The 23,333-nt window shown below is 72.9% G+C and carries 24 protein-coding genes, 1 tRNA gene and 1 pseudogene; 16 read left to right on the top strand and 10 right to left on the bottom strand.

The genetic code is table 11. From position 1 onward, the window contains the following. Nucleotides 1–51 precede the first annotated feature (51 nt). Both BMZ50_RS20540 and BMZ50_RS20535 read left to right on the top strand, forming a co-directional pair. Nucleotides 52–549: a DUF5994 family protein gene (locus tag BMZ50_RS20540; RefSeq protein ID WP_091328965.1), complete on the top strand. Its 498-nt coding sequence runs from the start codon at nucleotides 52–54 to the stop codon at nucleotides 547–549. 115 nt (nucleotides 550–664) lie between these two features. Then, entirely contained in the window at nucleotides 665–1,645 is a 981-nt protein-coding gene (locus tag BMZ50_RS20535; RefSeq protein WP_091328964.1) for an NAD-dependent epimerase/dehydratase family protein, read from the top strand. 6 nt (nucleotides 1,646–1,651) lie between these two features. Here the strand turns inward: BMZ50_RS20535 and BMZ50_RS24860 are convergent, their stop codons facing one another. Beyond that, nucleotides 1,652–3,238 (bottom strand): methyltransferase domain-containing protein, encoded by a 1,587-nt coding sequence (locus BMZ50_RS24860; protein ID WP_091328962.1) that lies wholly within the window; start codon nucleotides 3,236–3,238, stop codon nucleotides 1,652–1,654. Between the two features lie 107 nt (nucleotides 3,239–3,345). On the opposite strand from BMZ50_RS24860, the gene BMZ50_RS20525 reads away from it, so the two are divergent. Beyond that, the gene (locus BMZ50_RS20525) at nucleotides 3,346–3,933 is read left to right on the top strand and encodes a helix-turn-helix domain-containing protein (protein ID WP_091328960.1); all 588 of its coding nucleotides are present in this window, start codon (nucleotides 3,346–3,348) and stop codon (nucleotides 3,931–3,933) included. An 89-nt stretch (nucleotides 3,934–4,022) separates the two neighbouring features. Here the strand turns inward: BMZ50_RS20525 and BMZ50_RS20520 are convergent, their stop codons facing one another. The 4 genes from BMZ50_RS20520 to BMZ50_RS20505 all read right to left on the bottom strand — a co-directional run bounded on the left by BMZ50_RS20520 (nucleotide 4,023) and on the right by BMZ50_RS20505 (nucleotide 7,625). After that, nucleotides 4,023–5,024, bottom strand: a complete 1,002-nt coding sequence (locus BMZ50_RS20520) for a sulfite exporter TauE/SafE family protein (RefSeq protein WP_091328958.1) — start codon at nucleotides 5,022–5,024, stop codon at nucleotides 4,023–4,025. A gap of 313 nt (nucleotides 5,025–5,337) precedes the next feature. Further along, entirely contained in the window at nucleotides 5,338–6,339 is a 1,002-nt protein-coding gene (locus BMZ50_RS20515; RefSeq protein WP_091328956.1) for an inorganic phosphate transporter, read from the bottom strand. Between the two features lie 5 nt (nucleotides 6,340–6,344). Then, nucleotides 6,345–6,962, bottom strand: a complete 618-nt coding sequence (locus tag BMZ50_RS20510) for a DUF47 domain-containing protein (RefSeq protein WP_091328954.1) — start codon at nucleotides 6,960–6,962, stop codon at nucleotides 6,345–6,347. Between the two features lie 105 nt (nucleotides 6,963–7,067). Beyond that, nucleotides 7,068–7,625 (bottom strand): sigma-70 family RNA polymerase sigma factor, encoded by a 558-nt coding sequence (locus BMZ50_RS20505; protein WP_425432022.1) that lies wholly within the window; start codon nucleotides 7,623–7,625, stop codon nucleotides 7,068–7,070. A 77-nt stretch (nucleotides 7,626–7,702) separates the two neighbouring features. Here BMZ50_RS20505 and BMZ50_RS20500 point away from each other — a divergent pair, with 77 nt between their 5' ends. The 9 genes from BMZ50_RS20500 to BMZ50_RS20460 all read left to right on the top strand — a co-directional run bounded on the left by BMZ50_RS20500 (nucleotide 7,703) and on the right by BMZ50_RS20460 (nucleotide 14,686). Then, on the top strand, nucleotides 7,703–8,347 hold the full coding sequence (locus BMZ50_RS20500; RefSeq protein ID WP_091328950.1) for a zf-HC2 domain-containing protein: 645 nt from the start codon (nucleotides 7,703–7,705) through the stop codon (nucleotides 8,345–8,347). Next, nucleotides 8,344–10,122: a copper resistance CopC/CopD family protein gene (locus BMZ50_RS20495; RefSeq protein WP_091328948.1), complete on the top strand. Its 1,779-nt coding sequence runs from the start codon at nucleotides 8,344–8,346 to the stop codon at nucleotides 10,120–10,122. Before BMZ50_RS20500 ends, BMZ50_RS20495 begins: the two co-directional genes overlap by 4 nt. 30 nt (nucleotides 10,123–10,152) lie before the next feature. Continuing rightward, nucleotides 10,153–10,923 carry a YcnI family protein gene (locus BMZ50_RS20490; protein WP_091328946.1) on the top strand — a complete coding sequence of 257 codons (771 nt, stop codon included), beginning with the start codon at nucleotides 10,153–10,155 and terminating at the stop codon, nucleotides 10,921–10,923. Beyond that, a complete protein-coding gene (locus BMZ50_RS20485) occupies nucleotides 10,920–11,579 on the top strand; it encodes an SCO family protein (protein ID WP_091328944.1) in 660 nt (219 codons plus the stop codon). Before BMZ50_RS20490 ends, BMZ50_RS20485 begins: the two co-directional genes overlap by 4 nt. Then, nucleotides 11,576–12,649, top strand: a complete 1,074-nt coding sequence (locus BMZ50_RS20480; protein WP_091328942.1) for a hypothetical protein — start codon at nucleotides 11,576–11,578, stop codon at nucleotides 12,647–12,649. The genes BMZ50_RS20485 and BMZ50_RS20480 overlap by 4 nt, the downstream gene beginning before the upstream one ends. A gap of 353 nt (nucleotides 12,650–13,002) precedes the next feature. Next, a complete protein-coding gene (locus tag BMZ50_RS20475) occupies nucleotides 13,003–13,620 on the top strand; it encodes a M23 family metallopeptidase (protein ID WP_245753771.1) in 618 nt (205 codons plus the stop codon). 29 nt (nucleotides 13,621–13,649) lie between these two features. Further along, nucleotides 13,650–14,063: a helix-turn-helix domain-containing protein gene (locus BMZ50_RS20470; RefSeq protein ID WP_091328938.1), complete on the top strand. Its 414-nt coding sequence runs from the start codon at nucleotides 13,650–13,652 to the stop codon at nucleotides 14,061–14,063. Between the two features lie 20 nt (nucleotides 14,064–14,083). Next, a complete protein-coding gene (locus BMZ50_RS20465; protein WP_091328936.1) occupies nucleotides 14,084–14,497 on the top strand; it encodes a VOC family protein in 414 nt (137 codons plus the stop codon). Between the two features lie 116 nt (nucleotides 14,498–14,613). After that, nucleotides 14,614–14,686: transfer RNA gene (locus BMZ50_RS20460), tRNA-Ala, on the top strand. A gap of 200 nt (nucleotides 14,687–14,886) precedes the next feature. Here BMZ50_RS20460 and BMZ50_RS25325 read toward each other — a convergent pair. The 3 genes and pseudogenes from BMZ50_RS25325 to BMZ50_RS20435 form a co-directional block, all read right to left on the bottom strand. Beyond that, a pseudogene (locus BMZ50_RS25325) lies at nucleotides 14,887–15,912 on the bottom strand (tyrosine-type recombinase/integrase); the annotation flags it as partial. Between the two features lie 74 nt (nucleotides 15,913–15,986). Continuing rightward, a complete protein-coding gene (locus BMZ50_RS25320; RefSeq protein WP_091329083.1) occupies nucleotides 15,987–16,199 on the bottom strand; it encodes a helix-turn-helix domain-containing protein in 213 nt (70 codons plus the stop codon). A gap of 207 nt (nucleotides 16,200–16,406) precedes the next feature. Continuing rightward, nucleotides 16,407–16,616 carry a hypothetical protein gene (locus BMZ50_RS20435; RefSeq protein WP_091328928.1) on the bottom strand — a complete coding sequence of 70 codons (210 nt, stop codon included), beginning with the start codon at nucleotides 16,614–16,616 and terminating at the stop codon, nucleotides 16,407–16,409. Nucleotides 16,617–17,043: 427 nt separating this feature from the next. Here BMZ50_RS20435 and BMZ50_RS20430 point away from each other — a divergent pair, with 427 nt between their 5' ends. Both BMZ50_RS20430 and BMZ50_RS20425 read left to right on the top strand, forming a co-directional pair. Then, nucleotides 17,044–18,195: a DUF429 domain-containing protein gene (locus BMZ50_RS20430; RefSeq protein WP_091328926.1), complete on the top strand. Its 1,152-nt coding sequence runs from the start codon at nucleotides 17,044–17,046 to the stop codon at nucleotides 18,193–18,195. A 90-nt stretch (nucleotides 18,196–18,285) separates the two neighbouring features. Beyond that, nucleotides 18,286–18,573, top strand: a complete 288-nt coding sequence (locus tag BMZ50_RS20425; RefSeq protein ID WP_143087242.1) for a hypothetical protein — start codon at nucleotides 18,286–18,288, stop codon at nucleotides 18,571–18,573. 49 nt (nucleotides 18,574–18,622) lie between these two features. Here the strand turns inward: BMZ50_RS20425 and BMZ50_RS20420 are convergent, their stop codons facing one another. Beyond that, nucleotides 18,623–19,213 (bottom strand): hypothetical protein, encoded by a 591-nt coding sequence (locus BMZ50_RS20420; protein WP_091328922.1) that lies wholly within the window; start codon nucleotides 19,211–19,213, stop codon nucleotides 18,623–18,625. A 690-nt stretch (nucleotides 19,214–19,903) separates the two neighbouring features. Here BMZ50_RS20420 and BMZ50_RS20410 point away from each other — a divergent pair. After that, nucleotides 19,904–20,797 carry a tyrosine-type recombinase/integrase gene (locus BMZ50_RS20410; RefSeq protein WP_177212910.1) on the top strand — a complete coding sequence of 298 codons (894 nt, stop codon included), beginning with the start codon at nucleotides 19,904–19,906 and terminating at the stop codon, nucleotides 20,795–20,797. A 502-nt stretch (nucleotides 20,798–21,299) separates the two neighbouring features. Here the strand turns inward: BMZ50_RS20410 and BMZ50_RS23825 are convergent. After that, complete coding sequence (locus BMZ50_RS23825) at nucleotides 21,300–21,521, bottom strand: DUF2964 family protein (protein WP_143087241.1); 222 nt, start codon at nucleotides 21,519–21,521, stop codon at nucleotides 21,300–21,302. 670 nt (nucleotides 21,522–22,191) lie between these two features. On the opposite strand from BMZ50_RS23825, the gene BMZ50_RS20405 reads away from it, so the two are divergent. Next, nucleotides 22,192–23,199 carry a hypothetical protein gene (locus BMZ50_RS20405; protein WP_143087240.1) on the top strand — a complete coding sequence of 336 codons (1,008 nt, stop codon included), beginning with the start codon at nucleotides 22,192–22,194 and terminating at the stop codon, nucleotides 23,197–23,199. The last annotated feature ends 134 nt before the right edge of the window (nucleotides 23,200–23,333 follow it).

Below are 23,333 nucleotides of genomic sequence, written 5' to 3'. Positions count from 1 at the left end.
CGGGCCCGTGTGCACCGGGCCGGGGCGAACGAGAGAGGCGGCCGAACGCTGATGAGGACCACCCGCGCAACGCTGGACAACGAGGGTCACCGGGGCGGCATCGACGTCCGGGTGAGCCTGCGCAGCGATGCCGGGTCCGGTGAACAGGCCTTCGACGGCGCCTGGTTCCCCCGGAGCCGGGACCTCGCCGTCGAGGTGCCCGAGCTGGTCGCCGCCCTCGACAAGCGCGGGGTGCGGATCGAGCGGTTCACCTACGCCCTCGACGCCTGGCTCCCGGCCCCGCGCAAGGTCCTCGTCGGCGGCCGGGTCGTGCGCACCGGCGGGTTCCGCAGCATGGACCCGGGTGTGGTCTGCCTGAGCTGGGCCGGCGGCGCCCGGCGGGCCGACCTGCTCGCCGTCCCGCCGGAGACCGACGTCATCACCGGCACCCGCGCGCTGCGGCTGTGCACCCGCCGCGGGCTGCCGCGCTCGCCGCAGATGGTGCTCGCCGCCGCGCGCTCCACGCCGCTGCCGCAGGTGCCCGTGCTGCCGGTGACCCGCGCGGTCTGAGAAAGGACCCCGTCCCCCTCACCGTTCGCACGCTCACGGCGAGCCTCCGGACGGGGTCTTACGCCGGTCGTGAACCGGCTGGACGGCGGGGGAGCGGCTGGGCTGAGCTGCAGGCATGCGACTCCTGGTTCTCGGCGGCACCCAGTTCCTCGGCCGGCACGTGGCGACGGCGGGCCTCGACCGCGGTCACGAGGTGGCGACCTTCACCCGCGGCGTCTCCGGGGAGCCACCGGCCGGCGTCCGGGCGCTGCACGGCGACCGTGACGATCCCGCCGCGCTGCCGGCGGCGCTGGCGGACTGGCAGCCCGACCTCGTCGTCGACACCTCCTGCCAGACCCGGGCCGCGGCCCGCAACGCCGCCGCGGTCCTGGGCGGGGTCCACGGCTACGCCTTCGTCAGCAGCCTCAACGCCTACGCCCACTGGCCACCCGGGCCGATCGGCCCGGAGGACGACGAGCCGACCTGGACCAGCGACGAGGACGAGTACGGCCCGATCAAGGCCGACGCCGAGCGCATCCTCGGCGCCGCGCTGCCCGGCCGCTTCCTCACCGCGCGCGCCGGGCTGATCGTCGGCCCGGACGACCGCGTGGATCGGCTGGGCTGGTGGCTGCGGCGGATCGCCCGCGGCGGGCGGGTCGTCGTCCCCGCCGCGCTCGACCAGCCGATCGCCGTCGTCGACGCCCGCGACCTGGCCGGCTGGCTGGTCGACCTGGCCGCCGCGGGCGCCTCCGGCGGGGTGAGCGCGACCGGGCCCGCCGGCATGACCACCTTCGGCGGCCTGCTCGACCTGGTCCGGGAGGTCACCGGCAGCGACGCGGAGTGGGTGCCGGTGCCCGAGCAGGAGCTGCTGGCGGCCGGGGTGGAACCGTGGCAGCACCTGCCGCTGTGGCTGCCCGCCGAGGTGGCCCGCACCGCCTGGGACGTCGACACGACGCGGGCCCGCGCGCTCGGGCTGCCCAGCCGGCCGCTGGCGGAGTCGGTCGCCGCCACCTGGGCCTGGCTCCAGACGGTCGACCAGCTGCCCCCGCCCCCTCACGGTCGGCCGTCCCCCGGCCTGCCCGCCGAGCTGGAGAAGCAGCTGCTCGCCGCCCGCTGAGAGCGCTCAGCGGCGGCGGGCCCGCACCACCACGTCGACGAGGGGCGGCGCCCCGCCCTCGTGGCCGCGCGCCTCCCGCGGGCGCTGCTCGGCGACCAGCACCTCCCAGTCGCCGGGCAGGTCGGCGACGACGTCGTCGACGTCCGCGAACCGGTCCGCGCCCCAGACCGCGCGCTCCTCGGTGTAGTCGTGCCCCACCCACACCAGCGCGCCGCCGGGCGCGAGCGCAGAGGCCAGCCGGGCCAGCAGCGCCGCGCGCTCCGCCGCCGTCGGGTGCAGGAAGGCCGCTGCGATCAGGTCGAACGCGCCGGCCGGTGGCGTCCAGGTGGTCAGGTCGGCCGTCACCCACTCGACCCGGTCGCCGACGCCGGCCTCGGCCGCGTGCACGGCGGCCCGCTGCAGCGCAGTCGGTGACCAGTCCACGCCGGTGACCCGCCAGCCCCGGGAGGCCAGCCAGACGGCGTCCCCGCCCTCTCCGCTGCCCAGGTCCAGCGCGCGGCCGGGGGGCAGGTCGGCCACCTCGGCCACCAGCGCCGCGTTGGGCCGTCCGCTCCACACGCTCGGGGAGGACAGGTAGCGCTCGTCCCAGGCGGCGGCGTCCTGCGCGGTGCACGCGTGGCGGTGCGCCGTCCCGTGCCCGTGCTGGCCGGCGCGGTCGGCGACCGCCCGGCGGGTGTCCTCGGCGATGAGGTCGGCGTTGATGGCCGCCGCGGTGTTCAGCCCGGCCGCGGCGGAGCTGATCACCTGAGCGCGCAGGTCCGTGACGTTGCCGGCGACCCAGACCCCCGGCACCGCGGTGGCGCCCCACGGATCGGACGGAACGGCGCTGCCGAACACGTGCCCGGCCATCTCCTGGTCGACTGCGGGCAGCCCGAGCGCGTCGAGGAGGCCGGACCGGGCGGTGAATCGCGGCGCCACCACCAGGGCGGCCCGCGGCACGACCTGTCCGGACACCAGCCGCACGCCGGAGAGCCGGTCGCCGGCGGTGACCAGGCCGGCGACCTCCCCGGGGACGACGCTGATGCCCCGGGCCGAGAGCTGCTCCCGCTCCTCGTCGGTGGGCGCCGGCCCGGTGTGCTGGAAGAGCGTCACGTCGGCGCTCCACTGCCGCCACAGCAACGCGCCGTGGACGCCGAGCGGGCCGGTGGAGAGCACGCCGACCGGCTGGTCGCGCACCTCCCAGCCGTGGCAGTACGGGCAGTGCAGCACGTCGCGCCCCCACAGCTCCCGCACCCCGGGCACGTCGGGGAGCTCGTCGACCAGCCCGGTCGTCACCAGCAGCCGGCGACCCCGCACCGACGAGCCGTTGCACAGGTCGACGACGAACCCGTCGTCGACCGGCCGCGCGCCGGTGGCCTCTCCGGCGAGGAACTCGGCGCCGTACCCGGCGGCCTCCCTCCGGCCGGCGGTCAGCAGCTCGCCGGGCGGCGTCCCCTCCCGGCCCAGGTAGTTGTGCACGTGGCCGGCGGGGGCGTTGCGAGGTGCGCCGTCGTCCACCACGAGCACCGAGCGGCGGGCGCGGCTCAGGGCCAGCGCCCCGCTCAGCCCGGCGGCGCCCCCGCCGACCACCACGACGTCGTACTGCTGCTCCATGTCGGCTCCTCCGCTGGGTTCGGTCCCTCGCCTCGCAGGGACGGACCGACTCTGCGATCGGCGGCCTGCTCTTGACAACTTCCGTTGCCATATCGGCAAATGGGGACATGGCTGACGATGTGGACGGCGTGCTGACCGGCGTGGGACCGCGGCTGCGCGCCCTGCGGCAGCAGGCCGGCGCGACCCTCGCCGAGCTCTCGGCCTCCACCGGCATCTCGGTGAGCACGCTCTCGCGCCTGGAGTCCGGGCAGCGGCGGCCGACGCTGGAGCTGCTGCTGCCGCTGGCCCGCGCCCACCATGTGCCGCTCGACGAGCTGGTCGGTGCGCCGTCGGCCGCCGATCCGCGGGTGCACCCGCGGCCGATCCGCCGCAACGGCATGACGATGTGGCCGCTGACCCGCCGCCCCGGCGGGCTCCAGGCGTACCGGGCGCTCATCCCGCCCCGGGCGACGGGCGGGGACCGTCCGGAGCTGCAGACGCACGAGGGTTACGAGTGGATCTACGTGCTCTCGGGGCGGCTGCGGCTGCTGCTCGGGACGCACGATCTCGTGCTCGCCCCTGGCGAGGTGGCCGAGTTCGACACGCACGTGCCGCACTGGTTCGGCAGCGCCGGCGACCGCGACGCCGAGGTGCTCATGCTGTTCGGCCCGCAGGGGGAGCGGATGCACGTCCGCGCCCGCCCGGCCGGACGCTGAGCAGGGGCCTTGGGGGCAGGACGTCCCCATGGACGGCGGCAGGCCCCCTCCCCGGCCGTGCCGGGGAGGGGGCCTGGGAGGGGCCCTTCTCAGTCCTGCGGGGCGCTGGGGCGGCCGCGGGTCAGGCTGCGGTCCAGGTCCGCGGCGTCGGCGGCGTCCGCCGGCAGCTCGATCTCGTCGTGCGTCCGGCCGTTCCCGGCCGCGAGGGCATCGGCGGACTCCAGCGCGCGGTCCTTGCGGTACTCGCGGAAGGAGTGGACGACGGCGGCGGCCCAGATCAGGTACAGCACCGCGTAGACCGCGTAGCGGACCGGGTCGGAGGCGTCGATCCAGTCGCTGCGCAGCAGCGTGCGGGTGTTGGTCAGCACGATGACGCCACCGACCAGCGAGCCCAGCATCCGCGGCGGCACGTGCCGCACCAGCCAGGCCGCGATCGGGGCGGCGACCAGGCCGCCGGCGAGCAGGCCGAGCACCCAGATCAGGTCGATGCCCTGCGTCCCCAGCGCGACGAGGAAGCCCAGGCTCGCGGCGAGGGCGACGAGGAACTCGGAGGTGTCGATCGAGCCGATCACCTTCCGCGGCTCCATCCGGCCGCTGGCCAGGATCGCCGGGGTGCCCACCGGGCCCCACCCGCCGCCGCCGGTCGCGTCGACGAAGCCGGCCACCAGGCCCAGCGGGCCCAGGAAGCGCTTGCGCATCGGCTTGCCCAGGTGCCGGCGGTCGACGCCGCGGAGGGTGAACCGGATCAGCAGGTAGACGCCGAGCGACAGCAGGATCAGCGACATCACCGGCGCGGCGGTCTCGGTGGACAGGTTCGACAGCACGTTCGCCCCGAGGAACGCGCCGATCGCGCCGGGGACGCCGATCTTGGCGACGACCTTCCAGTCGACGTTGCCGAACTTCCAGTGCGCGAGGCCGGAGGCGAGCGTCGTCCCGATCTCGGCGAGGTGGATGGTGGCCGACGCGGCGGCCGGGTTGGTGCCGATGGCCAGCAGCAGCGTGGTGGACGTGACGCCATAGGCCATGCCCAGGCTGCCGTCCACCAGTTGCGCGCCGAAGCCCACGAGGGCGAGCAGGACGAGTGTCTTCACGGGGCTGGACTCCGGGATCTCACGAGGCGGACCGCGGGCGCGCAGCAGGGCGCGGCACAGCGCGGATCGAGCAGGAGTGCGCTCTCGGGGGCGCGGGGCTCAGCAGACCGGACAGGCGGCGGTGCAGACGCGCAGCAGATCGACGTGCCGTCGGCTCACCAGGAGCAGCGCCGTCGTCCGTGTCACGGCCCAATGTCTACCAGATCGATAGACTTACGCGTCAAGGGGATTCGTCGCGCCCCGGCTCCGCTGCGACGAGCGCGCCCCCGTGGGCCGAGCGAGAGGGCTCGGGGGTGGCCGGTCACCGGTGCCCTCAGCCGACGACGGCGGAGGTGAGGAAGAAGGCCAGCGCGGCCATCGCGCCGGCCGCGGGCAGCGTGACGATCCAGGCGACCACGATGTTGCCGGCGACGCCCCACCGGACCGCCGACAGCCGGCGCGTCGCACCGACGCCCATGATCGAGGTGGTCGTGATGTGCGTCGTGGACACCGGGACGGCGAACACCGTCGCGGTGGTGACCATGACGCCCGAGGCGACCGTCTGGGCGGAGAAGCCTCCCGCCGGGGTCAGCTGGATGATCCGCCGCCCCATCGTGCGCATGATGCGGAAGCCGCCGGCGTAGGTGCCGGCGCTGATCGCCAGGGCCGCGGCCAGGACCACCCACAGGGGGACGGTGAAGTCGTCGATCTCCCCGGCGGTGAACAGCGCGAGGGTGATGACCCCCATCGTCTTCTGTGCGTCCTGCAGGCCGTGGCCGAGGGCCATGGTCGCGGAGCTGGCGATCTGCGCGTAGCGGAACCCGCGGTTGGCCCGCGCGACGTTCGACCGGCGGAAGGTCCACAGGATCGCCAGCACGAACAGGTACCCCAGGCCGAAGCCCACCAGCGGTGAGACGACCATCGGGATGACGACCTTCTCGACCACGCCCATCCACTGCACGGTGTGCGCGGCGGCCAGCGCGGCGCCGACCAGGCCGCCGATGAGCGCGTGCGAGGAGGACGAGGGGAGCCCGAACCACCAGGTGATCAGGTTCCAGGCGATCGCCCCGATGAGCGCCGCGAACACGATCTCGAGCCCGCCGGTGCCCTCGGGCGGGGCGATGATCCCGGCGCCGACGGTCTTGGCCACCTCGGTCGACAGCAGCGCCCCGACGAGGTTCATGACGGCGGCCAGGGCCAGCGCGACCCGGGGGGTGAGCGCCTTGGTGGAGACCGCGACGGCGATGGCGTTGGCGGCGTCGTGGAAGCCGTTGGTGTAGTCGAAGGCCAGGGCGACCAGGATGATGACGAGCAGGGCGACGAAGGCCGCGTCCATCCGGCTCAGGACTCCTTGACGGTGATCGTCTCGACGACGTTCGCCACGTGCTCGAAGGCGTCCGCGGCCTCCTCCAGCTGGTCGGCCACCTCCTTGAGCTTGAGGATCTCCAGCGCGTCGAACTCGCCGCTGTAGAGCCGGGAGAGCAGCCGTCGGTAGAGCTTGTCGGCCTCGTTCTCGATCCGGTTGACCTCGATCCAGTAGTCGGAGAGGTCCTTGAGCGAGCGCAACCGCGGCATCGCCTCCGCCGTCGTGACAGCGGCCCGCTGGAGCAGCGCCGTCTGCTGCGCCATCTCCGCCGGCAGGGCACCCAGGCCGGTGAGGACGACGAGGTCGGCGGCGGCCTCGATGTGGTCCATGACGTCGTCGAGGTCGCTGGCCAGGTTGTAGATGTCCTCCCGGTCGAACGGCGTCACGAAGCTGGAGTTCAGCTGCCGGAAGATCGCGTGGGTGGACTGGTCGCCGACGTGCTCGAGCTCACGCAGCTTGTCGGCGAGCGGGCCGCGGCGGGCCTGGTCGTGGATGAACTCGCCGAGGACGTCGGTGGCCGCCACCAGGTTCTGTGCCGAGGCGGTGAACAGCGGGTAGAAGCTCGAATCCTTGGGGGTCAGGCTGAAGGGCAACGCAGGGCTCCGGTCCGGGAGGGGAATGCCGCCGCCCGCGCCTCCTGGCGGCCGCAGGGCCGTCGGGCAGCATAGGTCTCCGCTTCCCCGCCGTTTCCCCAGGCGTCACCCGCGCGCCGCGCCCCGCCCGTCCTCCGCCAGCGCGTCGACGAGGTCGGCGCGGGCCCGTGCCACGCGGGAGCGGATCGTGCCGACCGGGCAGCCGGCGACCTCGGCGGCCTGCGCGTAGGGCAGGCCCAGCAGCTGGGTGAGCACGAAGGCCTCCCGCCGCTCGGGGTCCAGCCGGGCGAGCAGGTCGGCGACGACGGCGCCCTCGCCGACCCGGTCGGCCCCGTCGGTGCGGTCCAGCGCCTCCAGGTCGGCGTCCTCGCGGACCAGGGTCAGGCGGCGGCGCCGGCGGGAGCGCACCGCGTCGGCGCAGACGCGGCGGGCGATGGCCAGCAGCCAGGTGCGCAGGGAGGAGCGCCCCTCGAACCGGTGCAGCGCGCCGAAGGCACGCAGGTAGGTCTCCTGCGTCAGGTCGTCCGCGGACTCCCGGTCACCGAGCGCCGCGCACAGCCGCCAGACGTCGGACTGGGTCGCCCGGACCAGCGCCGCCGCGGCGAGCGGGTCCCCGTCGACGGCCGCCGCGGCGGTCCGCTCCAGTTCGTCCACGCGTTTCATCATCCCCGGCGGACGGTGCGCGGGCCGCTCCCGAAATTGAGGGGAACCAGCAGGGTCTCGCCGACGACTACTGATGCATGCAGTGTCCCGGATTCCGCGAGGCGATCTCGGCCCGGCTCGACGGCGAGCCGCTCGGGATGCCCGCCGCCGACCTCGACCGACACCTGGCCGGTTGCGCCGCGTGCGCGGCGTGGGCCCGGCAGGCCGAGCTGGTCACCCGGCGGGCCCGCCTGGCGGCGGCACCGGCTGTGCCCGATCTCACGGCCGCCGTCCTGACCGCGCTGCCGCGCGAGCTGCCCGGCACCGCGGCGGCCGCGCGGTCCCGGTTGTCCGCCACCGCGCTGCGGCTGGCCCTGCTGGCGGTGGGCGTGGCCCAGGCGGGGTTCGCCTGGCCCTCCCTCAGCGCGGGCGCCGCGGCGATGAGCGCGCCGGTGCACATGGCGCACGAGTCCGGCGCCTGGAACCTCGCCGTCGCGGCGGCCTTCCTGGCCGTGGCGGCGGCGCCTCGCCTGGCCGGCGGGGCGCTGCCCTTCCTCGGCACGTTCGTGGTGCTGCTGGCCGTGCTCACCGTCGCCGACCTGCGCGCCGGGCAGGTGCACGCCGAACGCGCCGCCGCCCACCTGGTGCTCCTCGCCGGCGTGGCCCTGATCGCCACGATCGCCTGGCGGGGCCGCCGCCGGCGCGCGGTGCCCGCCGTCGCCCGCGAGCGGGTCCCGGCGTGAGCCGCCGTTCGCCGGCGCTGCTGCTGCTCGCGCTGGTGGCCGCCTGGCTCGGGCTCGGGGTCGTGACCGCGGGACCGGCCGCCGCGCACGCCGAGCTCGTCGCCACCGACCCGGGGGAGGGCGCCCGGCTGGCGCAGGCGCCGGAGCAGGTGACGCTGCAGTTCAGCGAGGGCGTGTCCCTGGGCGCCGGGTACGCCCGCGTGCTGGGCTCCGGAGGGGACCGTGTCGACACCGGCACCCCGGCCGTGGACGGCGGCGCGGTGACGATCCCGCTGCGCGGCGACCTGCCCGAGGACGGCTACCTCGTCACCTTCCGGGTGGTGTCGGCCGACTCGCACCCGATCTCGGGGGCCTTCTCCTTCGTCGTCGGGAACGGGGAACTCGTCCCCGTCGGGGCGGCCGACGACGGGGTCGATGTCGACCCGGCCGTCGCCGCCGCGCTGCCGGCCGCCCGCTGGCTGGGCTTCGCCGGGCTCGCCCTGGGCGTGGGCGTGCCGGTCCTGCTGCTCACCTGCTGGCCGTCCGGCTGGTCCTCCCCGCGGCTGCGGCGGATGGCCGCCGGCGGGCTGGCCGCGGTGGCCCTCGGTGCCGTGCTGACGTTCCTGCTGCAGGGGCCGTACGCCGCGGCCAGCGGGATCGGCTCGGCGTTCGACCCGGCCCTGCTGGGCGCCACGGCGTCCTCGGTGCACGGCCTCACGCTGCTGGTCCGGGTCGGGCTCGCCGCCGCGCTCGCCCTCGTGCTCCGCGCCGTGTGGCGGCGGGCGGTGCCCCCGTCCCGGCCGGCGCTGCTGCTCGGCTCCGTCCTCGCCGCGGGGCTGGTGGTCACGGTGGCGGCGGTGGGGCATCCCGTCGCCGGGCCGTGGCCAGGGCTGGCGGTGGTCGCCACCACGGTCCACGTCGCGGCGATGACGGTGTGGCTGGGCGGGCTGGCGGGCCTGCTGGCCGGCGTGCTGTCCCGGGACGGCGCCGACCTCGCCGACGTCCTGCCGCGGTTCTCCCGGCTGGCCGCCGGCTCGGTGACCGCCCTGGTGGTGACCGGCGTCGTGCAGGCGGTGCGGGAGGTGGGGTCGCCCGTCGCGCTGGTCACCACCACCTACGGCTGGCTGCTGGTCGCCAAGCTGGCCGTCGTGCTGCTCGTGCTCGCCGCCGCCGGCATCTCCCGGGTGTGGGTGCAGCAGCACCTCGGCGTCGCCCGGCCGCGCCCGGCGGGCCGCCGCCGGGTGACCGCCCACGCCTTCGCCGCCGCGGAGGAGGCGGAGGCCGATCCCGCCGTCGACTCGGCGGCCGGCGCGCGGGCCGAGGTGCAGGCGCAGGCCGCGGCGGAGGACCGGCCCGTGCTGCGCCGCTCGGTGCTGGTCGAGGCGGGCCTGGCCGTGGTCGTCCTCGCGCTGTCCGCGGTCCTCGTCGGCACCCCACCGGCCCGCGCGGAGATCGCCCGCCCGGTGGACGTGATGGTGCCGCTGGAGACCACGGCCGGCGCCGACGGCAACGTGCAGATCTCCGTCGACCCGGCCACCACCGGGCCCAACACGCTGCACGTCTACCTCTTCGACGCGGCCGGGCAGCTGATCCAGCCGGTCGAGATCCGGGTGGCGCTCACCGAGCCGGCCCAGGAGCTCGGTCCGATCGAGGTTCCCCTGGCACCGGCCGGGCCCGGCCACTCCATCGGGGACGGCATGGTGATCCCGACGGCCGGCACCTGGACCCTCACCGTGACCGTGCGGCTCGACGAATTCACCGCCAGAACCGCCAGCACCACCTTCCCGGTGCGCTGACCCCGTCCGCTCCCATCCGACAGGAGAACTGTGTCCACGTCCCTGCCCCGCCCCCTGGCCCGCCTGGCGGTCGTCCTGCTCGCGGTGCTCACCGCGCTGGCCGCCGCGGTCGCCGGAGCCGGCGCCGCCGCGGCCCACGTCGGCGTGTCGTCCTCCGACGCCGCGCCCGGTGGGTTCGGCAAACTGACCTTCCGCGTCCCCAACGAGAGCGACACCGCCAGCACCGTCGCGCTGCGCATCTCCATCCCGGCGGAGGCCGCGCTCGCCTCGCTGCGCGTCCAGCCGGTGCCCGGCTGGACGGCCACGCTGACCACCTCGGAGCTGTCTACCCCGCTGGAGAACCACGGCCAGCAGGTCACCTCCTACGTCTCGGTCGTGGAGTTCCGCGCCGCGGACGGCGGCGGCATCGCGCCCGGCCAGTTCCAGGAGTTCGCGCTCTCCGGGGGCCCGTTCCCGGAGACCGGGGAGCTGGTGTTCCCGACCGTGCAGAGCTACAGCGACGGCACCGAGTCCGCCTGGATCGAGCCCGCGGTCGAGGGGCAGCCGGAGCCGGACCGGCCCGCGCCGGTGCTGACGCTGGCCGGTGGCTCGGACGCGGTGAGCGGCAGCCACGGCGACGACACCGCCACTCCCGAGCCGGCCGCCGCCGACACGCCGGTCGAGGAGGCCGCGACCTCGGAGAGCGCGTCCGGCGATTCCACGGGCACCGTGGCGCTCGTGCTCTCCGTGGTCGCCGTCCTGCTGGGGCTCGGCGGCGTCGTCCTCGGCTGGCGGGCGGGCCGACGTACCGTGTCCTCGTGAGCTCGCACCACCGCAGCCGGTTGGCCGCCCTGGTCGTCTCGGCCGGACTCGTGCTGGCCGGCTGCGGTGGGGACGCCGCCGCCGAGGGGGAGGGCCACGACCACTCGTCGGGCGCCCCGGCGGCGGTCGAGGGCCCGGAGGACACCTACGCGGGCATCGACCTGGCCGACCCGTACCAGCGGCCGTCGTTCACCCTCACCGACACCAGCGGGGCGGCTTACGACTTCGCCGCCGCCACCGAGGGCAGGCCGACGCTGCTGTTCTTCGGTTACACCAACTGCCCCGACGTCTGCCCGACCACCCTCGCCGATGCCGCCGTCGCCCTCCGGGGCCTGGACCCGGCGGTGGCCGAGCAGGTGACCTTCGTCTTCGTGACCACCGACCCGGGCCACGACACCCCCGCGGTGCTGGCGGAGTACCTGGGCCGCTTCGACGCCGACCTGCCCACCCGCTTCGTCGGGCTGACCGGTGACCAGCAGCAGATCGACCAGGCGCAGCTGGCGGCGGGGGTGCCGCAGGCGGAGGACGACGGCCGGCTGCACTCCACCCACGTGCTGCTCTACGGCGCGGACGACCTGGCGCACGTCGCCTTCGACGCGGGCAACACCAGCCGCGACATGGCCGCCGACCTCGAGCGCGTGGTGGCCGGGGCGTGAGACGGGCGCTCGGCCGCCTGTTGGTCGTCGTCCTCGCCGGGCTGGCCGGGCTGCTCGTCGCCGGCCCGGCCGCCGCCCACGTCGGCGGGGGGGCCGCGGGCAGCGACTTCGACGGCCGGGTGCTGTCGGTGACCCCCGCGCTGCCGGGGGTCTCGGTGCGGGTGCTGTCCTTCGGCGACGAGTTCGAGGTCGTCAACCCGACGGCGACCGACGTCGAGGTGCCCGGCTACTCCGACGAGCCCTACCTGCGGATCGGCCCGGACGGCGTCTGGCGCAACTCCCGCAGCCCGGCCACCTACATCAACCTCGACCGCTACGGCCGCGCGGCGCTGCCGCCCAGCGCCGACCCGGCCGCCGAGCCGGAGTGGGCGCAGGTCTCCACCGAGCCGCAGTACACGTGGCACGACCACCGCACGCACTGGATGAGCGAGGGCGTGCTGCCGCCGGTGGTCGCGGCCGACCCCACCCGCAGCCACGTCGTCTCCGAGTGGGTCGTGCCCATGACCTACGGCGGGGAGCAGGTGCAGGTGCGCGGCGAGCTGGTCTGGAGCCCGCCACCCCCGCCGTGGGCGGTGTGGCCGATCTACGCCGCGCTGGCGCTGGCCGCCGTCGCCGCCGGCCTGCTGGCCCGCGGGCCGCGGCCGCTCGGGGCCCTCCTGCTGCTCGGCGGGGCCGCCGCGTTGTGGCACGCACTGGCCACGCCCGAGCCGCCGGCGAGCGTCTCCTCGCACGCCGGGGCGATCGCCTCCGCGCTGCTGCCCGGGGTGACCGCGGTGGCCGTCGCGGTGCTCGGCTTCGTCGCCGCTCGTCGCGGCCGGGGCGCGATGACGGGGTTGCTCGCGGTGGTCCTCGGCTGGCTGCTGCTGGTGCAGGGCCTGCCCGACGTCGACGTCCTGTGGACCGCGCACGTGCTCTCCGCGGGGCCGGAGCTGCCGGCCCGCGCCGCGGTCGCGGTGCTGGTCGCGCTCGGAGCCGGGTGCGTGCCGGGCGGGATGGCCGCGGTGCGGCGGTTCCGGGAGGCCGAGGGGCCCCGGCCGCGCGCGGTCGACCAGGCACTGCCGGTCGGCTGACCGGCCCCGCGCGGGCCGCCTGCCCCGGGTTGTGACGGGCGGGACGTGTGAGGCAGACCACGCGGCGTGTCCCGACGAACACGCCGAACGCCTGGTCACGGAATCGTCACGGAGTGTTTCGATCGGGGGCAACCCCATCGGGCCCGGCGACGGGCTTCTTCCCCCACGAGACGGGTAGGTGCATGGCTGGTCGGCGTCCCGGTCCGAACCCCTCGGCTGGTCCCGCCCCCGCCCGCTCGCGGTCGCACCGCGCCGCGGCTGCGGATGGGCGGCGGCCGGCGGCGGGCCTGCGTCGCGGGTCGCTGCTCCTCGGTGCGCTGGTGGCGGGCGGGCTGGTCGCCGGGGTGACCGGCGTGACAGGTGCCCCCCAGGCCGCCGCGGAGCAGGGGGCGGTGCAGGACGCGCAGGATGCGCTGTTCGCCGCCGATCAGGACGTCGAGCTGCTGCCGCAGGCCTCCATCTCCGTGGCGGAGGCGGAGGCGCGGCTCGCGGAGGTCGCCGCGTCGCGCGCCGCGCGGGCCGAGGCAGCGGCCGCGGAGGCGGCGGCCGCGGAGGCGGCGGCCGAGGCGGCCCGCCCGAAGGCGGTGCTCCCGGTCGCGGGTGCGCGCCTGACCAGCGGGTACGGCGGGCGCTGGGGCACCTTCCACTACGGCATCGACCTGGCCGCGCCCATGCGCACACCGGAGTACGCGGCCGTCGACGGCGTCGTTCTGCGGGCCGGGGCGGCCAGCGGGTTCGGGCTGGCGGTCTACATCCTCCACGAGAACGGTGACGTGACCGTCTACGGCCACATGGACCAGATCCTGGTGGAGCCGGGGCAGTACGTGGAGGCGGGGGAGACCATCGCCCTGCTCGGCAACCGGGGCCAGTCGACCGGCCCGCACCTGCACTTCGAGGTGCACGAGGGCGGTGTCGGCGGGGACCGGATCAACCCGCTCCCGTGGCTGCGGGAGCGGGGCGTCGACATCTGACCCGCGACCGCCCGTGATGTGATCGCGGCGTGAGCCGTGCCGCCGAGGACGCCAACCGGCGGTTGCTCCGCGCCCGGGACGCGATGGACCGCGCCTACGCCGAGCCGCTCGACGTCCCCACCCTGGCCCGGATCGCGCTCGTCTCCGAGGCGCACTTCATCCGGACCTTCCGGGCGACCTTCGGCGAGACCCCCAACCGGTACCTGCAGCGCCGGCGGGTGGAGCGGGCGATGTTCCTGCTGCGGTCGGGCGACCGGAGCGTCACCGACATCTGCATGGACGTCGGGTTCTCGAGCCTCGGCACGTTCAGCCGGGTGTTCCGGGACATCGTGGGGGAGCCGCCCAGCGCCTACCGGCGTCGTGGGCCGCTGCCGCCGGTGCCCACCTGCTTCGCCATGGCGTGGGCGCGACCGAGCAGTTTCGGAGAAGCGCCGGGGGCGTGACCCTCCCTAGCGTTCTCCCCATGTTGACCGCGATCACCATCACCCAGATCTACGTGCCCGACCAGGACCAGGCGCTCGACTTCTACGTCGGCAAGCTCGGCTTCGAGGTCCAGTCCGACATGAACTTCGGCCCCATGCGGTGGCTGACGGTCAATCTGCCGGGTCAGCCCGACCGCGCCGTCCTTCTGGAGAAGCCGGGGCCGCCGTCCATGAGCGAGGAGACCGCCGCTCAGGTGCGCGACCTGATCAGCAAGGGTGCCGCCGGTGGGCACCTGTTCTTCCAGTGCGACGACGCCTACAAGACCCACGCCGAGCTCAAGGCGAAGGGCGTGGAGATCACCGAGGAGCCCGTCGACCAGCCCTACGGCATCGACTTCGGGCTGCGCGACCCCTTCGGCAACCACCTCCGTATCGCGCAGATGAAGCAGGGCTGACCCTGCGCCGTCGCGGTGGGGAGGACCACGCCGCGCATCTCCACCCCCTGCGCCGGTCGACCGCACCGGCCCTGTACAGTTGTCGACGGCCCGGACACACCAGACCGGGTCGGTACGGGGCTGTGGCGCAGCTGGTAGCGCACCACACTGGCAGTGTGGGGGTCAGGGGTTCGAGTCCCCTCAGCTCCACCCCGATGACCAGGCCGTTCTCCTTCTGGAGGGCGGCCTGAGTCGTCTCTGGTTGCAGTTGTGGTTGCAGTTTGCCTGCCCTTAGTTGTCAGCAGCAGGGCTCCCATCCGGTCGGCGGCCTCCCGGGCGAGGGCCGGCATGACGTGGCTGTAGATGTCCATGGTCGTGCGCATCTGGCTGTGGCCGAGCAGCTCCATGACCACCCGCGGGTGGACGTTCTCGGTCAGCAGCAGGGTGGCGGCGGTGTGTCGCCCGTCGTGCAGGCGGACGTGGCGGACGCCGGCCTTCTGCAGCAGACGCGTCCACTCGTCGTAGTCGCTCTTCTTGTCGATCGGCCGGCCGTTGGGCTGGGCGAAGACGAGGTCCTCGTCGTGCCACTCGGAGCCGGCCAGCATCCGCTCACCGAGCTGGGCGGCCTTGTGCCGGTGAAGCTCTGCGACGAGCGGTAGCGGAAGCGCCAGGGTGCGCTGGCTGCGCTTGCTCTTGGGCTCCTCGTAGATCAGGCCACCGCCGCGGACGCGGTGGATGCTGCGCCGGACCATGAGGGTGTTGTTGAGCAGGTCGATGTCCTTCCACTGCAGCGCGAGCGCCTCGGACTGGCGCAGGCCGAGGGCCAGGGCGACGGTCCAGCGTGCCGAGTTGCGCACGGTGGCGGCCGCTTCAAGGACGGCGCGGGCTTCGCCGAGGTCCAGGGCGGTGGCCAGGTCGCTCGGCTGCTGCGCGGGCGGGTCGACCAGGGCGGCGACGTTGCGGGGGACGTGGCCGCGCTGGACGGCGACGGTCAGGGCCCGGGACAGGATCCGGTGATGCCGGAGCACCGTGGCGGGGGAGTAGCCGTCGTTCAGCAGGGCCGTGTACAGCCCGTCGAGGTGCTCCGGCCGGAGGCGGTCGAGGCGGTGGCGGCCGATGCCTGGGACGAGGTGCCGGCGGACGGCCGACTCGTAGCTCTCGAGCGTTCGTTGCCGAACGCGGCGCGGGGCGATGGTGGTGAGCCAGTGCTCGAGCCAGGCACCCACGGTTGGGGTCGACGTGTCGGTGATGGTCCCGGCGTCGCGCTTGCGCTCGAGCTCTCGGACCTTGGCGACCACGACGCCTCGCTTCTTGCTGCTGACGTGCCGGCGGTCGAGCGTGCCGTCGAGCGTGAAGCCGACGGAGACGTAGCCGTGCCAGCGCCCGTCGGCGCCCTTGTAGATCGTCGACTCGCCGTTCGACGCGCGTCCCGCCATCAGCTACCTCTCGGCGCGCTTCCGGAGGCTCAGTCTGGGAGACCGCTCACGCGATGAGTAGGCGCACTGTGGATTCACGCGGCGTCCGGCGAAGGCTGTGGACGGGACGGGGAAGCCTCAAGCCGGCGGACGTAGCGGTTGAGCTCTGCCTGAGAGATCCGGCAACTGCGGCCGATGTGTACGGCACGCAGATCCCCGCACTTCATCAGCGCGTACACCGTTGTGCGGCCGACCCGGAGGACCTCCGCCGCTTCCTCTGGCGTGAGGAGAAGCCGACCGGCGGCCATGACGTCCCGAAGCGGCTGCGGATCACCCATGTCGGCCTCTCCCGGTTCGGTCGCGGATTGCTGCGTGAAGCTTCCCTACGACAGTGGGGGAGCGGTCTGCCGCCGACCTCCAGTTCCTCTCCAGCCAGACGAACGTGGCCGTGCGCGGGGGACTGGAGACTCGAGCGGCGGGCTGCTGCTGGCTGGAGAAGTTCAGGAGCCTCGGATTCAGCGCACATCGGGGGCGCCGGTGAGGTGGGCCCGTCTCCGGTAGGCCTCCAGTACGGGTTGCAGTGCCCGCGCAAGGGCAGGCAGGTCGCGGTCGTAGACCCGCCCGTCGTTCAACTGGCCGGCGAGCTCGCCGAGCAGACTTGGCCAGTCGCGGCGGGTGGGCACGAGAGGAACCTGGACCTCGACGCGCCGCTCGACGACCTCCACCGCGGACAGACCGGAGGTAGCGGCCCTCGCCTGCTCCCAGGCGCGGTGCCGGCAGGTAGCCGAGCACCACTTCGGAATCGGCCCCCGGCTCCCCGGGGTGATCGGCCCACCGCACCAGCCGCAGGCCGTCGCTGCTGTCCGGCGGTCTCGCTCTTCCACGCCGGAGCCGGGCTTGGGTGAGCCGGCCTTCTTCATCGGCGTGCGCCCAGCCTGCTGGCGCCGTTGCCGCTCTCGCTCCCGCCGTCGCGCTTGGTAGCCGGGGCTGCCGCTGGTTCCCATGCCGTCAAGGCTTCGCGCGAGTCTCCAGAAACCCGTCACCACGAATCGGCGGACCCTAGGTGCATAAGGTGTGAGGGCCCGTGATCTTGTTTTCTCCAGCTGGGCCTGCGCGGCCAGGCAGTGAGCGCCGTCTTGGCAGACTAGGAAGATGAATGGTGCTGAGGCGGCGCGCAGCACGTCGGTCTTCCTGGGTGTCGATCTCGGTTGGTCAACCGGTGCCACAGGGCTGGCAGCCGTCGACGAAACGGGCCGCCTGACGGGATCTGCGTGTGCCAGGACCGACGATCAGATTGCTGAATGGATAGCGGCGCAGCCTGGTCACGTCGTCGTCGCCGCTGTCGACGCCCCTCTGATCGTGCCGAACGAGACTGGTCAACGCGTCCCCGAGAGGCTCATAGGTCAGGCATTCGGCGGTTTCGGGGCGTCTGCTCACACCTCCAACCACACCCGCTTTCCCGGTGGTGACACGCGGGCCATGAGGTTGGCTCAGCACTTCGGATGGGCGGTGGATCCCCGAACGCCCACCGGCGGTGACGTCGGCGTCTGCATCGAGGTCTATCCGCACCCTGCGCTTGTGGGGCTGTTCGAGCTCCCGTACCGCTTGGACTACAAGAAGGGCAACGATCAACGACGGGCGCCGGGATTCCGGTTGTTCGTGCAGCACCTCGAGTCCATCCCGGAGCTGGCACTCCTCAGTAATCCGCGGTGGGCGGAACTGAAACAAGCACTTGCCGCGCCGCGCCGCGGCGACCTCACCCGCGTGGAAGACGAACTGGACGCCATCGTCTGCGCGCACCTCGCGTGGCTGTGGCACCACCGGCGCAGCGCGCTGGAGGTCTACGGCGACGTCGAAGTCGGCTACATCGTCGCGCCGCCCCCGCCGCTGCACCGACCGCAGCAACCCGAACGATCTGGTGGACTAGCCAGCGTGCCGACACCCGGCCGCTTCGAGCGGGTGGTCCGCGGCAGGCCCACTGGCTACTCAGCCGGAGTCAATGAGCAGCGCTGGAAAGCGGATCTCCGGTCGGCGTTCTCCGGCTGCACGCTTCCGGCCGGTTGTCGAGTTCAGGTGGAGCTCGAGTTCTTGCTCGGTCAGGACCAGAGAGGGCGTAACGAGCCGGACCTCGACAACTTGATCAAAGCGGCGATCGATGCCCTCGACGGCGTACTAGGCGTACGCACAGGGACAGGGCTACGCGTGGAAGCGGACGACGTACGGGTTGACCGCATCGCGGCCTCCAAGCGCCATGCCGGCGAGAACGAAGACCCCGGCGCCCGCATTACCGTGGCCGAGCTCTGACGGGCGACGCATCTCTGAAGGCGGCCTCTGGGACACCCGCTTGTGGATCATGAGTGGCGGCTGGCGGTGGGTCCGTCCACAGTGTCGATCATGAACGGTGATCGAGAGAACTCGTGGCAGAAGCGGTACGAGGCAGGGGTTGGGCGCGTGGAGGCAGGGAACGCGGCCTGGACGCAGCAGCGCTTCGGAGTGCCCTTTACCCGCACTGTCATGCAAACGCTAGCGGGGATGGTGGTGCTGTTCGTCATCGGCCTGCTGCTACAGGGATGGCTCTGGGGCCTGGTCAGTGCTGCCATCCTGCTGGCGGTCGTGCTGATCTTCCGCGTCTGGGCACGGCGGCGTTATGGCATCACGACGAGCCGGCCACCTCAGCCGTGATCTGCTCCGGTCTGTCCCACAGTGGGCCGCTCAGAGCCAGGGCGGCTTCCTACGCGTCCGCCCAGCGCACCGCCCTCCCGAGGACCACTCGTCGATTCACCTCCCCGACGACCAGTTCGACCAGCCCTCGTACCGGGCCGGTGGCCTCCAGCAGCGACTCCGTCGGCAGGGCGCGCCCGGTCGGCAGCAGCCCCAGGACACCCGCGATCGCGGCCAGGGCGGCGTCGGGCGGGGTCCATTCGCGGCCAGATCGTGACTTCATCGCCCACTCGTCCCGCCGTGTCCGATCCTCCTGATGATCGACATAGCGCCGGAGGAAGAGCCGCCGCTTGAGCGTCCAGGAACCGCGCCGCAGGTGTTCGGCCGCCAGGTCGTACTGGTCGACCGGCCCGCGCGTGAGCAGCTCCGTCAACGACGGAGCCCCGCCGGCGATGAGCTTGTCGGCCGGGGCGAAGCCACTGGGCTCGTGGTCGACCTCCACGGCGTCGGCTGTCTCCGTCAGCCGGCCGCGCAGCGCGAGATCGACCAGGAGCGCTCCCCGCACCGCCAGCGCAGTGACCAGGTCGTCGGTCAACCGACCCTTGTCCAGCGCCAGGCAGGCAAGCCGCATCGAGACGGCGTCGTTCCAGTCACCTTCCACGGTGGGCGATCATGCCGCTCGGCTGCCCGTGACGCGGTTCGGGGAGGCGGGTCGCTCGGGTCCACCTTGCCGAGGAGACAGCCTGGAGCGACCGTCCCAAATGGGCCTGCTCTGGGACACCGGCCGCTCGCCGTGAGGGCGGCCTTGGGGACAGGTGGCGCGGTCGTGTGTCCGACCACAGCACCCACCGTCGGCCTAATCAGGTCAGTCGCCTCGACGGGCTGCTTGCGAGCGGCGGGTGAGGAGTTGTGCCCATAGGCCCAACGTGTTCCCGAGGACTCCCACAGTCCCTAGGACGACTGCGAACCAGACCTGGTTGGCAATCCCCACGATGACGAACACCAGCCCGACCGCCACGAGGGCGATGAACGCAGGTATCAACCAGGAGGGCTGTCTACGCTCGGTCGCCACGGCGTGAAGGTAGCCGCCCCGACACGCAGCCGTCCCCTGACGCAACCGCGCGTCAGCCTTTCGGGGACGAGGCTCCGATGAACCGGTGTCATGCCAGGCCAGGCATCTGAGCACCTGCTGACTGATGTCCATGAGTGGGCCGCTCAAGGACGCCGCGGCTGGTCCGGTCACTCACCCCGTTGGGCGACCGGGGTTCCTCTTTCGCGTTGTTTCGTCGAAGGGGCGAGGCGACAGGCGACAGTTCGGAGAGATGCGTGGGTCTTCACGTCTGTGAGCTCTGTGACCTTGCCGCCCTCGGGGCATGCCGCCTGGGATGACCTCGCCGCCTGGTGGCTGTCCCGCTTCAAGCCCTCCACGCAACTGACCTACGCCACCTACTTGCCCCGCTGGAGCAGGTGGTGCGCCGACCGCCGCATGGACCCGCTGGCTGCCCGGCGCGCCGACGTCGAACTGTGGCTGCGCACCGTCGCCGATTCCGGGCTGTCCCGCGCCTCGGTTGCCGGACACTACGACGCCGTGGCCAGCATCTATCGCCTGGCCTACGAGGAGGAGCTGGTCGCCGCCAACCCGTGCGCCCGCGTCACCCGCCCCAAGATCCAGCGGGAATTGCAGCGGCGGGAGGTGCTCACCGTGTTGGAGTACGCGGCCTTCCTGACCACCGCCCGTCACCTGGGCCCGACCCACCACGCCATCGCCGTGCTCGGCGGCATGATGGGCCTGCGCGCCACGGAGATGGCCGGCCTGACCGTGGAGTCCTTCGGCGCCGTGCGCGGCTACGCCACCCTCATCGTCCTGGGCAAGGGCGACAAGCCCGCTCGCGTGCCCGTGCCCATTCCGGCGCTCGCGGCCGTGCAGGCCGCCGTCGACGGCCGGACAACCGGGCCGCTGCTGCGCACCCGCTCGGGCGCCGGCATGGAGCGGCGCGCCGTGCACCGCTACGTCGCCGCGACCGCCAGGGGGGCCGGCATTGCCCGGCCCATCGGCCCGCACGCGCTCCGCCGGACAGTTGGCACCGTCGGGCTCAACCAAGGCATCCCGTTGCGGGACGTCCAGCGGCTGCTACGCCACGCCCGCCCCGAGACCACCCTGAGCAGCTACGACATCACCGGCGAAGCGCTCGAGCGCCACGCCTCGCATCAGGTCGCCGGCTTCCTCGCTGGCTGGGCCAGCTGATCGATGTCCTTGAGCGGCCCACTTTGAGACACCGCACCCGGAGTTCAGGGTGAGGCGTTAGCGTCTGGCCGTGACGACCCCGGGCTGGTTCAACAAGCGGCCCGCGGGTGCATACGCCCTGACCGTGAGCGATGCCTATTGGTGGCACAGCTCCTGCCCGTGCGAGCAGTCTTCGCCCGGCCGGTGGAGGCAGATATCGGGACGCGGGGACGAGGGCGCGTGGGCTGCTGTTTGGCTCGATTGGCTTTGGCGGACGCATCTTCAGCCACGGGGCTTCCGGATGGCGGGGTCCCCAGCGCACCGGGTCCTGGATGTAGAGGTGTCCGATCAGGCCCACCTCGATCGTCTCCAACAAGCCGTGGCCGCAGGTCCCGCGCGGGACGAGCCCGCTCCTGTGCCGCCGTTCCCATCAGCCCGCCAGTGACTACGCCCGCCGTCGGTCCTGTCTCATAGCGGCCCGCTTAGAGACGGTCCGGAGTCTCTTGTCTGGCGTCGACGATTCTCAACGGCGTTCGAGGGGGTAGCGCGCCTTCAAACGTCGCGCCCAGATGGTTGCGACGACGAAGCAGATGACTCCGACGATCAGTAGCGCAGCGCCAGCGAGGAACGAGCCACCGTGCCGAAAGATGCCAACGCCGCGGAAGAACAGCGCGATGCCCGCCAGAGCGAGCGCGAAGCCCAGTAGTCGGGGCAGGAGCCCTTTCGGTCGTTCCCCGGGTGCCATGCCCGAACGATAGGACGACGCACGTGCCGGGAGCACCATGTCTCGTTCAGAGCCCCCAGACGGGTGTAGCGACCTTCTAGCTCGGCGAGTCAGGGGTGTCCCTGCAGCCGCCCTCTGTCCCATAACGGCCCACTCAGGGACACCCGCGGGCAGGATGAAGGCCGTGCCTCTACCGGTGCCTGACAGGTGGCGTCGTCGTGACCGTTGGCGTTGGCCCACATCGCCACCGCCAACCGTTCCGCCCGACGGCCCGCCCCGGTTCACGTGCCCGAACTGCCGCGCGCCGCTGGGAGCGGGGGATCTGTGCGACGCCTGCGGGGCTGAACTACCGCGAGACACGTCGCCCTGAGCGGCCCACTTAGGGCGACGCCCACATACACAACGCCCCGGCCAGCTGAGCTGACTGGGGCGCTGCGCTCTACCTGGTTGAGCTCCGGCCCCAGCTAGTTGTGCCGACGGGATTTGAACCCGCAACCCTGCAAGGTCCGGTGGCGAACCTCGCGGACGTCCTCATCTGACACATGCGAGTTTGAGCATCTAGGCGTGCTTGAGCAACATCGTTTCGTGCCGGTGTCCCTGAGCGGCCCATTCCGGGCCACTTGGCGAGCCTCCCGAGCCGCTTGGGCGTGGCCTTATCTGCATGTCGGTCACCCCATCTACCCTGCGCCACATGCGCGCTGTCGAGCTGGAAGGCCGCGTCGTTGCCGCAATCGACGCGCGCCGCAACGCGAACGTGCCCCCCGAAGACGACTTCGTCGAATGCAAGGGACGGTGGCCGGAGAAGGACAAGGCCCGTCAGCTCGCCGGACTCGCGAACCGTGCGGCGGGTGAACCGGTCGTGCTCATCGTCGGCTTCGACGACCGGAGCGGTGAAGTAGTCGATCCTGGTGCGACCGACCCTGCCGACTGGTGGCAGGGGATGGTGGGGCAGTTCGATCAAACGCCACTCGACGTGCTTCGCCACATGCTCGTGCACATCAGCGCGACGGAGAAGGTGCACGCCTTCGCGTTCGGAACCGACCGCGTGCCGTACGTCGTGAAGAATGGTCAGGGGCGCGACGTGCCGATGCGCGAAGGAACGTCGACCCGGTCCGCCTATCGCCACGAACTGCTCCGGCTGCTGCTCCCGTCGATCGGCCACCCGCCGTCCACCTTGCTGAAGGTCGACATGTGGCTCAACTCCGGCGGCAACACTGGTGGCGCCGAGAGAAAGTCGTTGAACGGCTACGTCACGCCGTTCGTCGAGCACATGGGCACCAGCCCACTAATGCTCCCCACACACGCGATGCGTGCGTCGATCGCGTACGGCGACACGGTGAAGGAGCTTTCGATAAGTCCTTCCATCCCGACGTCACCTATCGGGCAGCCAAGACCAAAGAGCCCGGCGAGTGCCCACGGGGCAGAACTGCGCACAGACGGCGTTGTCCTGACCGGTCCCGCCGCGTTCCCCCTGCAGGTCCACCTATCGGAGCTCTTGACAAGCGATTACGACGAGGCGAAAGCCGCCGACTCGATCCAGTTCTCGGCGACTCTGCCGATCGCCGGGACTAACCGCCCGATCAAACTGAACGGCGAGCTGACCCGGCAGCCTCTCGACGACTGGTACAAGGGAGAAGGGCGCGGAGAGTCCTGGCACTTCATCTTCCGGTCGACCGGGGAGCCCATCAGCGAGGCGTGATCTCCACCGTGTCGGGGTCGGGCGGGCAGGACGAACAGACCCCAGGGCGCGCCCTAAAGCTGCCTTCTGAGGCGCGTCCGCGACGGACAGTTGGCCCTATGCGATTACCCTCATGAGCCGTACTCAAGAGCGGA

Origin of the sequence: Geodermatophilus ruber, from assembly GCF_900114385.1 — a bacterium.
In the GTDB taxonomy this organism is placed as follows: Bacteria; Actinomycetota; Actinomycetes; order Mycobacteriales; family Geodermatophilaceae; genus Geodermatophilus; species Geodermatophilus ruber.
This window is presented reverse-complemented; position numbering and strand designations above follow the sequence as displayed.

What these genes read in the sequence shown, in the direction of transcription:
- BMZ50_RS20540 (WP_091328965.1), top strand. Translation starts at nt 52, where the DNA reads ATGAGGACCACCCGCGCAACGCTGGACAACGAGGGTCACCGGGGCGGC.
- BMZ50_RS20535 (WP_091328964.1), top strand. Translation starts at nt 665, where the DNA reads ATGCGACTCCTGGTTCTCGGCGGCACCCAGTTCCTCGGCCGGCACGTG.
- BMZ50_RS24860 (WP_091328962.1), bottom strand. Translation starts at nt 3,238, where the DNA reads ATGGAGCAGCAGTACGACGTCGTGGTGGTCGGCGGGGGCGCCGCCGGG.
- BMZ50_RS20525 (WP_091328960.1), top strand. Translation starts at nt 3,346, where the DNA reads ATGGCTGACGATGTGGACGGCGTGCTGACCGGCGTGGGACCGCGGCTG.
- BMZ50_RS20515 (WP_091328956.1), bottom strand. Translation starts at nt 6,339, where the DNA reads ATGGACGCGGCCTTCGTCGCCCTGCTCGTCATCATCCTGGTCGCCCTG.
- BMZ50_RS20505 (WP_425432022.1), bottom strand. Translation starts at nt 7,625, where the DNA reads ATGAAACGCGTGGACGAACTGGAGCGGACCGCCGCGGCGGCCGTCGAC.
- BMZ50_RS20500 (WP_091328950.1), top strand. Translation starts at nt 7,703, where the DNA reads ATGCAGTGTCCCGGATTCCGCGAGGCGATCTCGGCCCGGCTCGACGGC.
- BMZ50_RS20465 (WP_091328936.1), top strand. Translation starts at nt 14,084, where the DNA reads ATGTTGACCGCGATCACCATCACCCAGATCTACGTGCCCGACCAGGAC.
- BMZ50_RS25320 (WP_091329083.1), bottom strand. Translation starts at nt 16,199, where the DNA reads ATGGCCGCCGGTCGGCTTCTCCTCACGCCAGAGGAAGCGGCGGAGGTC.
- BMZ50_RS20430 (WP_091328926.1), top strand. Translation starts at nt 17,044, where the DNA reads ATGAATGGTGCTGAGGCGGCGCGCAGCACGTCGGTCTTCCTGGGTGTC.
- BMZ50_RS20425 (WP_143087242.1), top strand. Translation starts at nt 18,286, where the DNA reads ATGAACGGTGATCGAGAGAACTCGTGGCAGAAGCGGTACGAGGCAGGG.
- BMZ50_RS23825 (WP_143087241.1), bottom strand. Translation starts at nt 21,521, where the DNA reads ATGGCACCCGGGGAACGACCGAAAGGGCTCCTGCCCCGACTACTGGGC.
- BMZ50_RS20405 (WP_143087240.1), top strand. Translation starts at nt 22,192, where the DNA reads ATGCGCGCTGTCGAGCTGGAAGGCCGCGTCGTTGCCGCAATCGACGCG.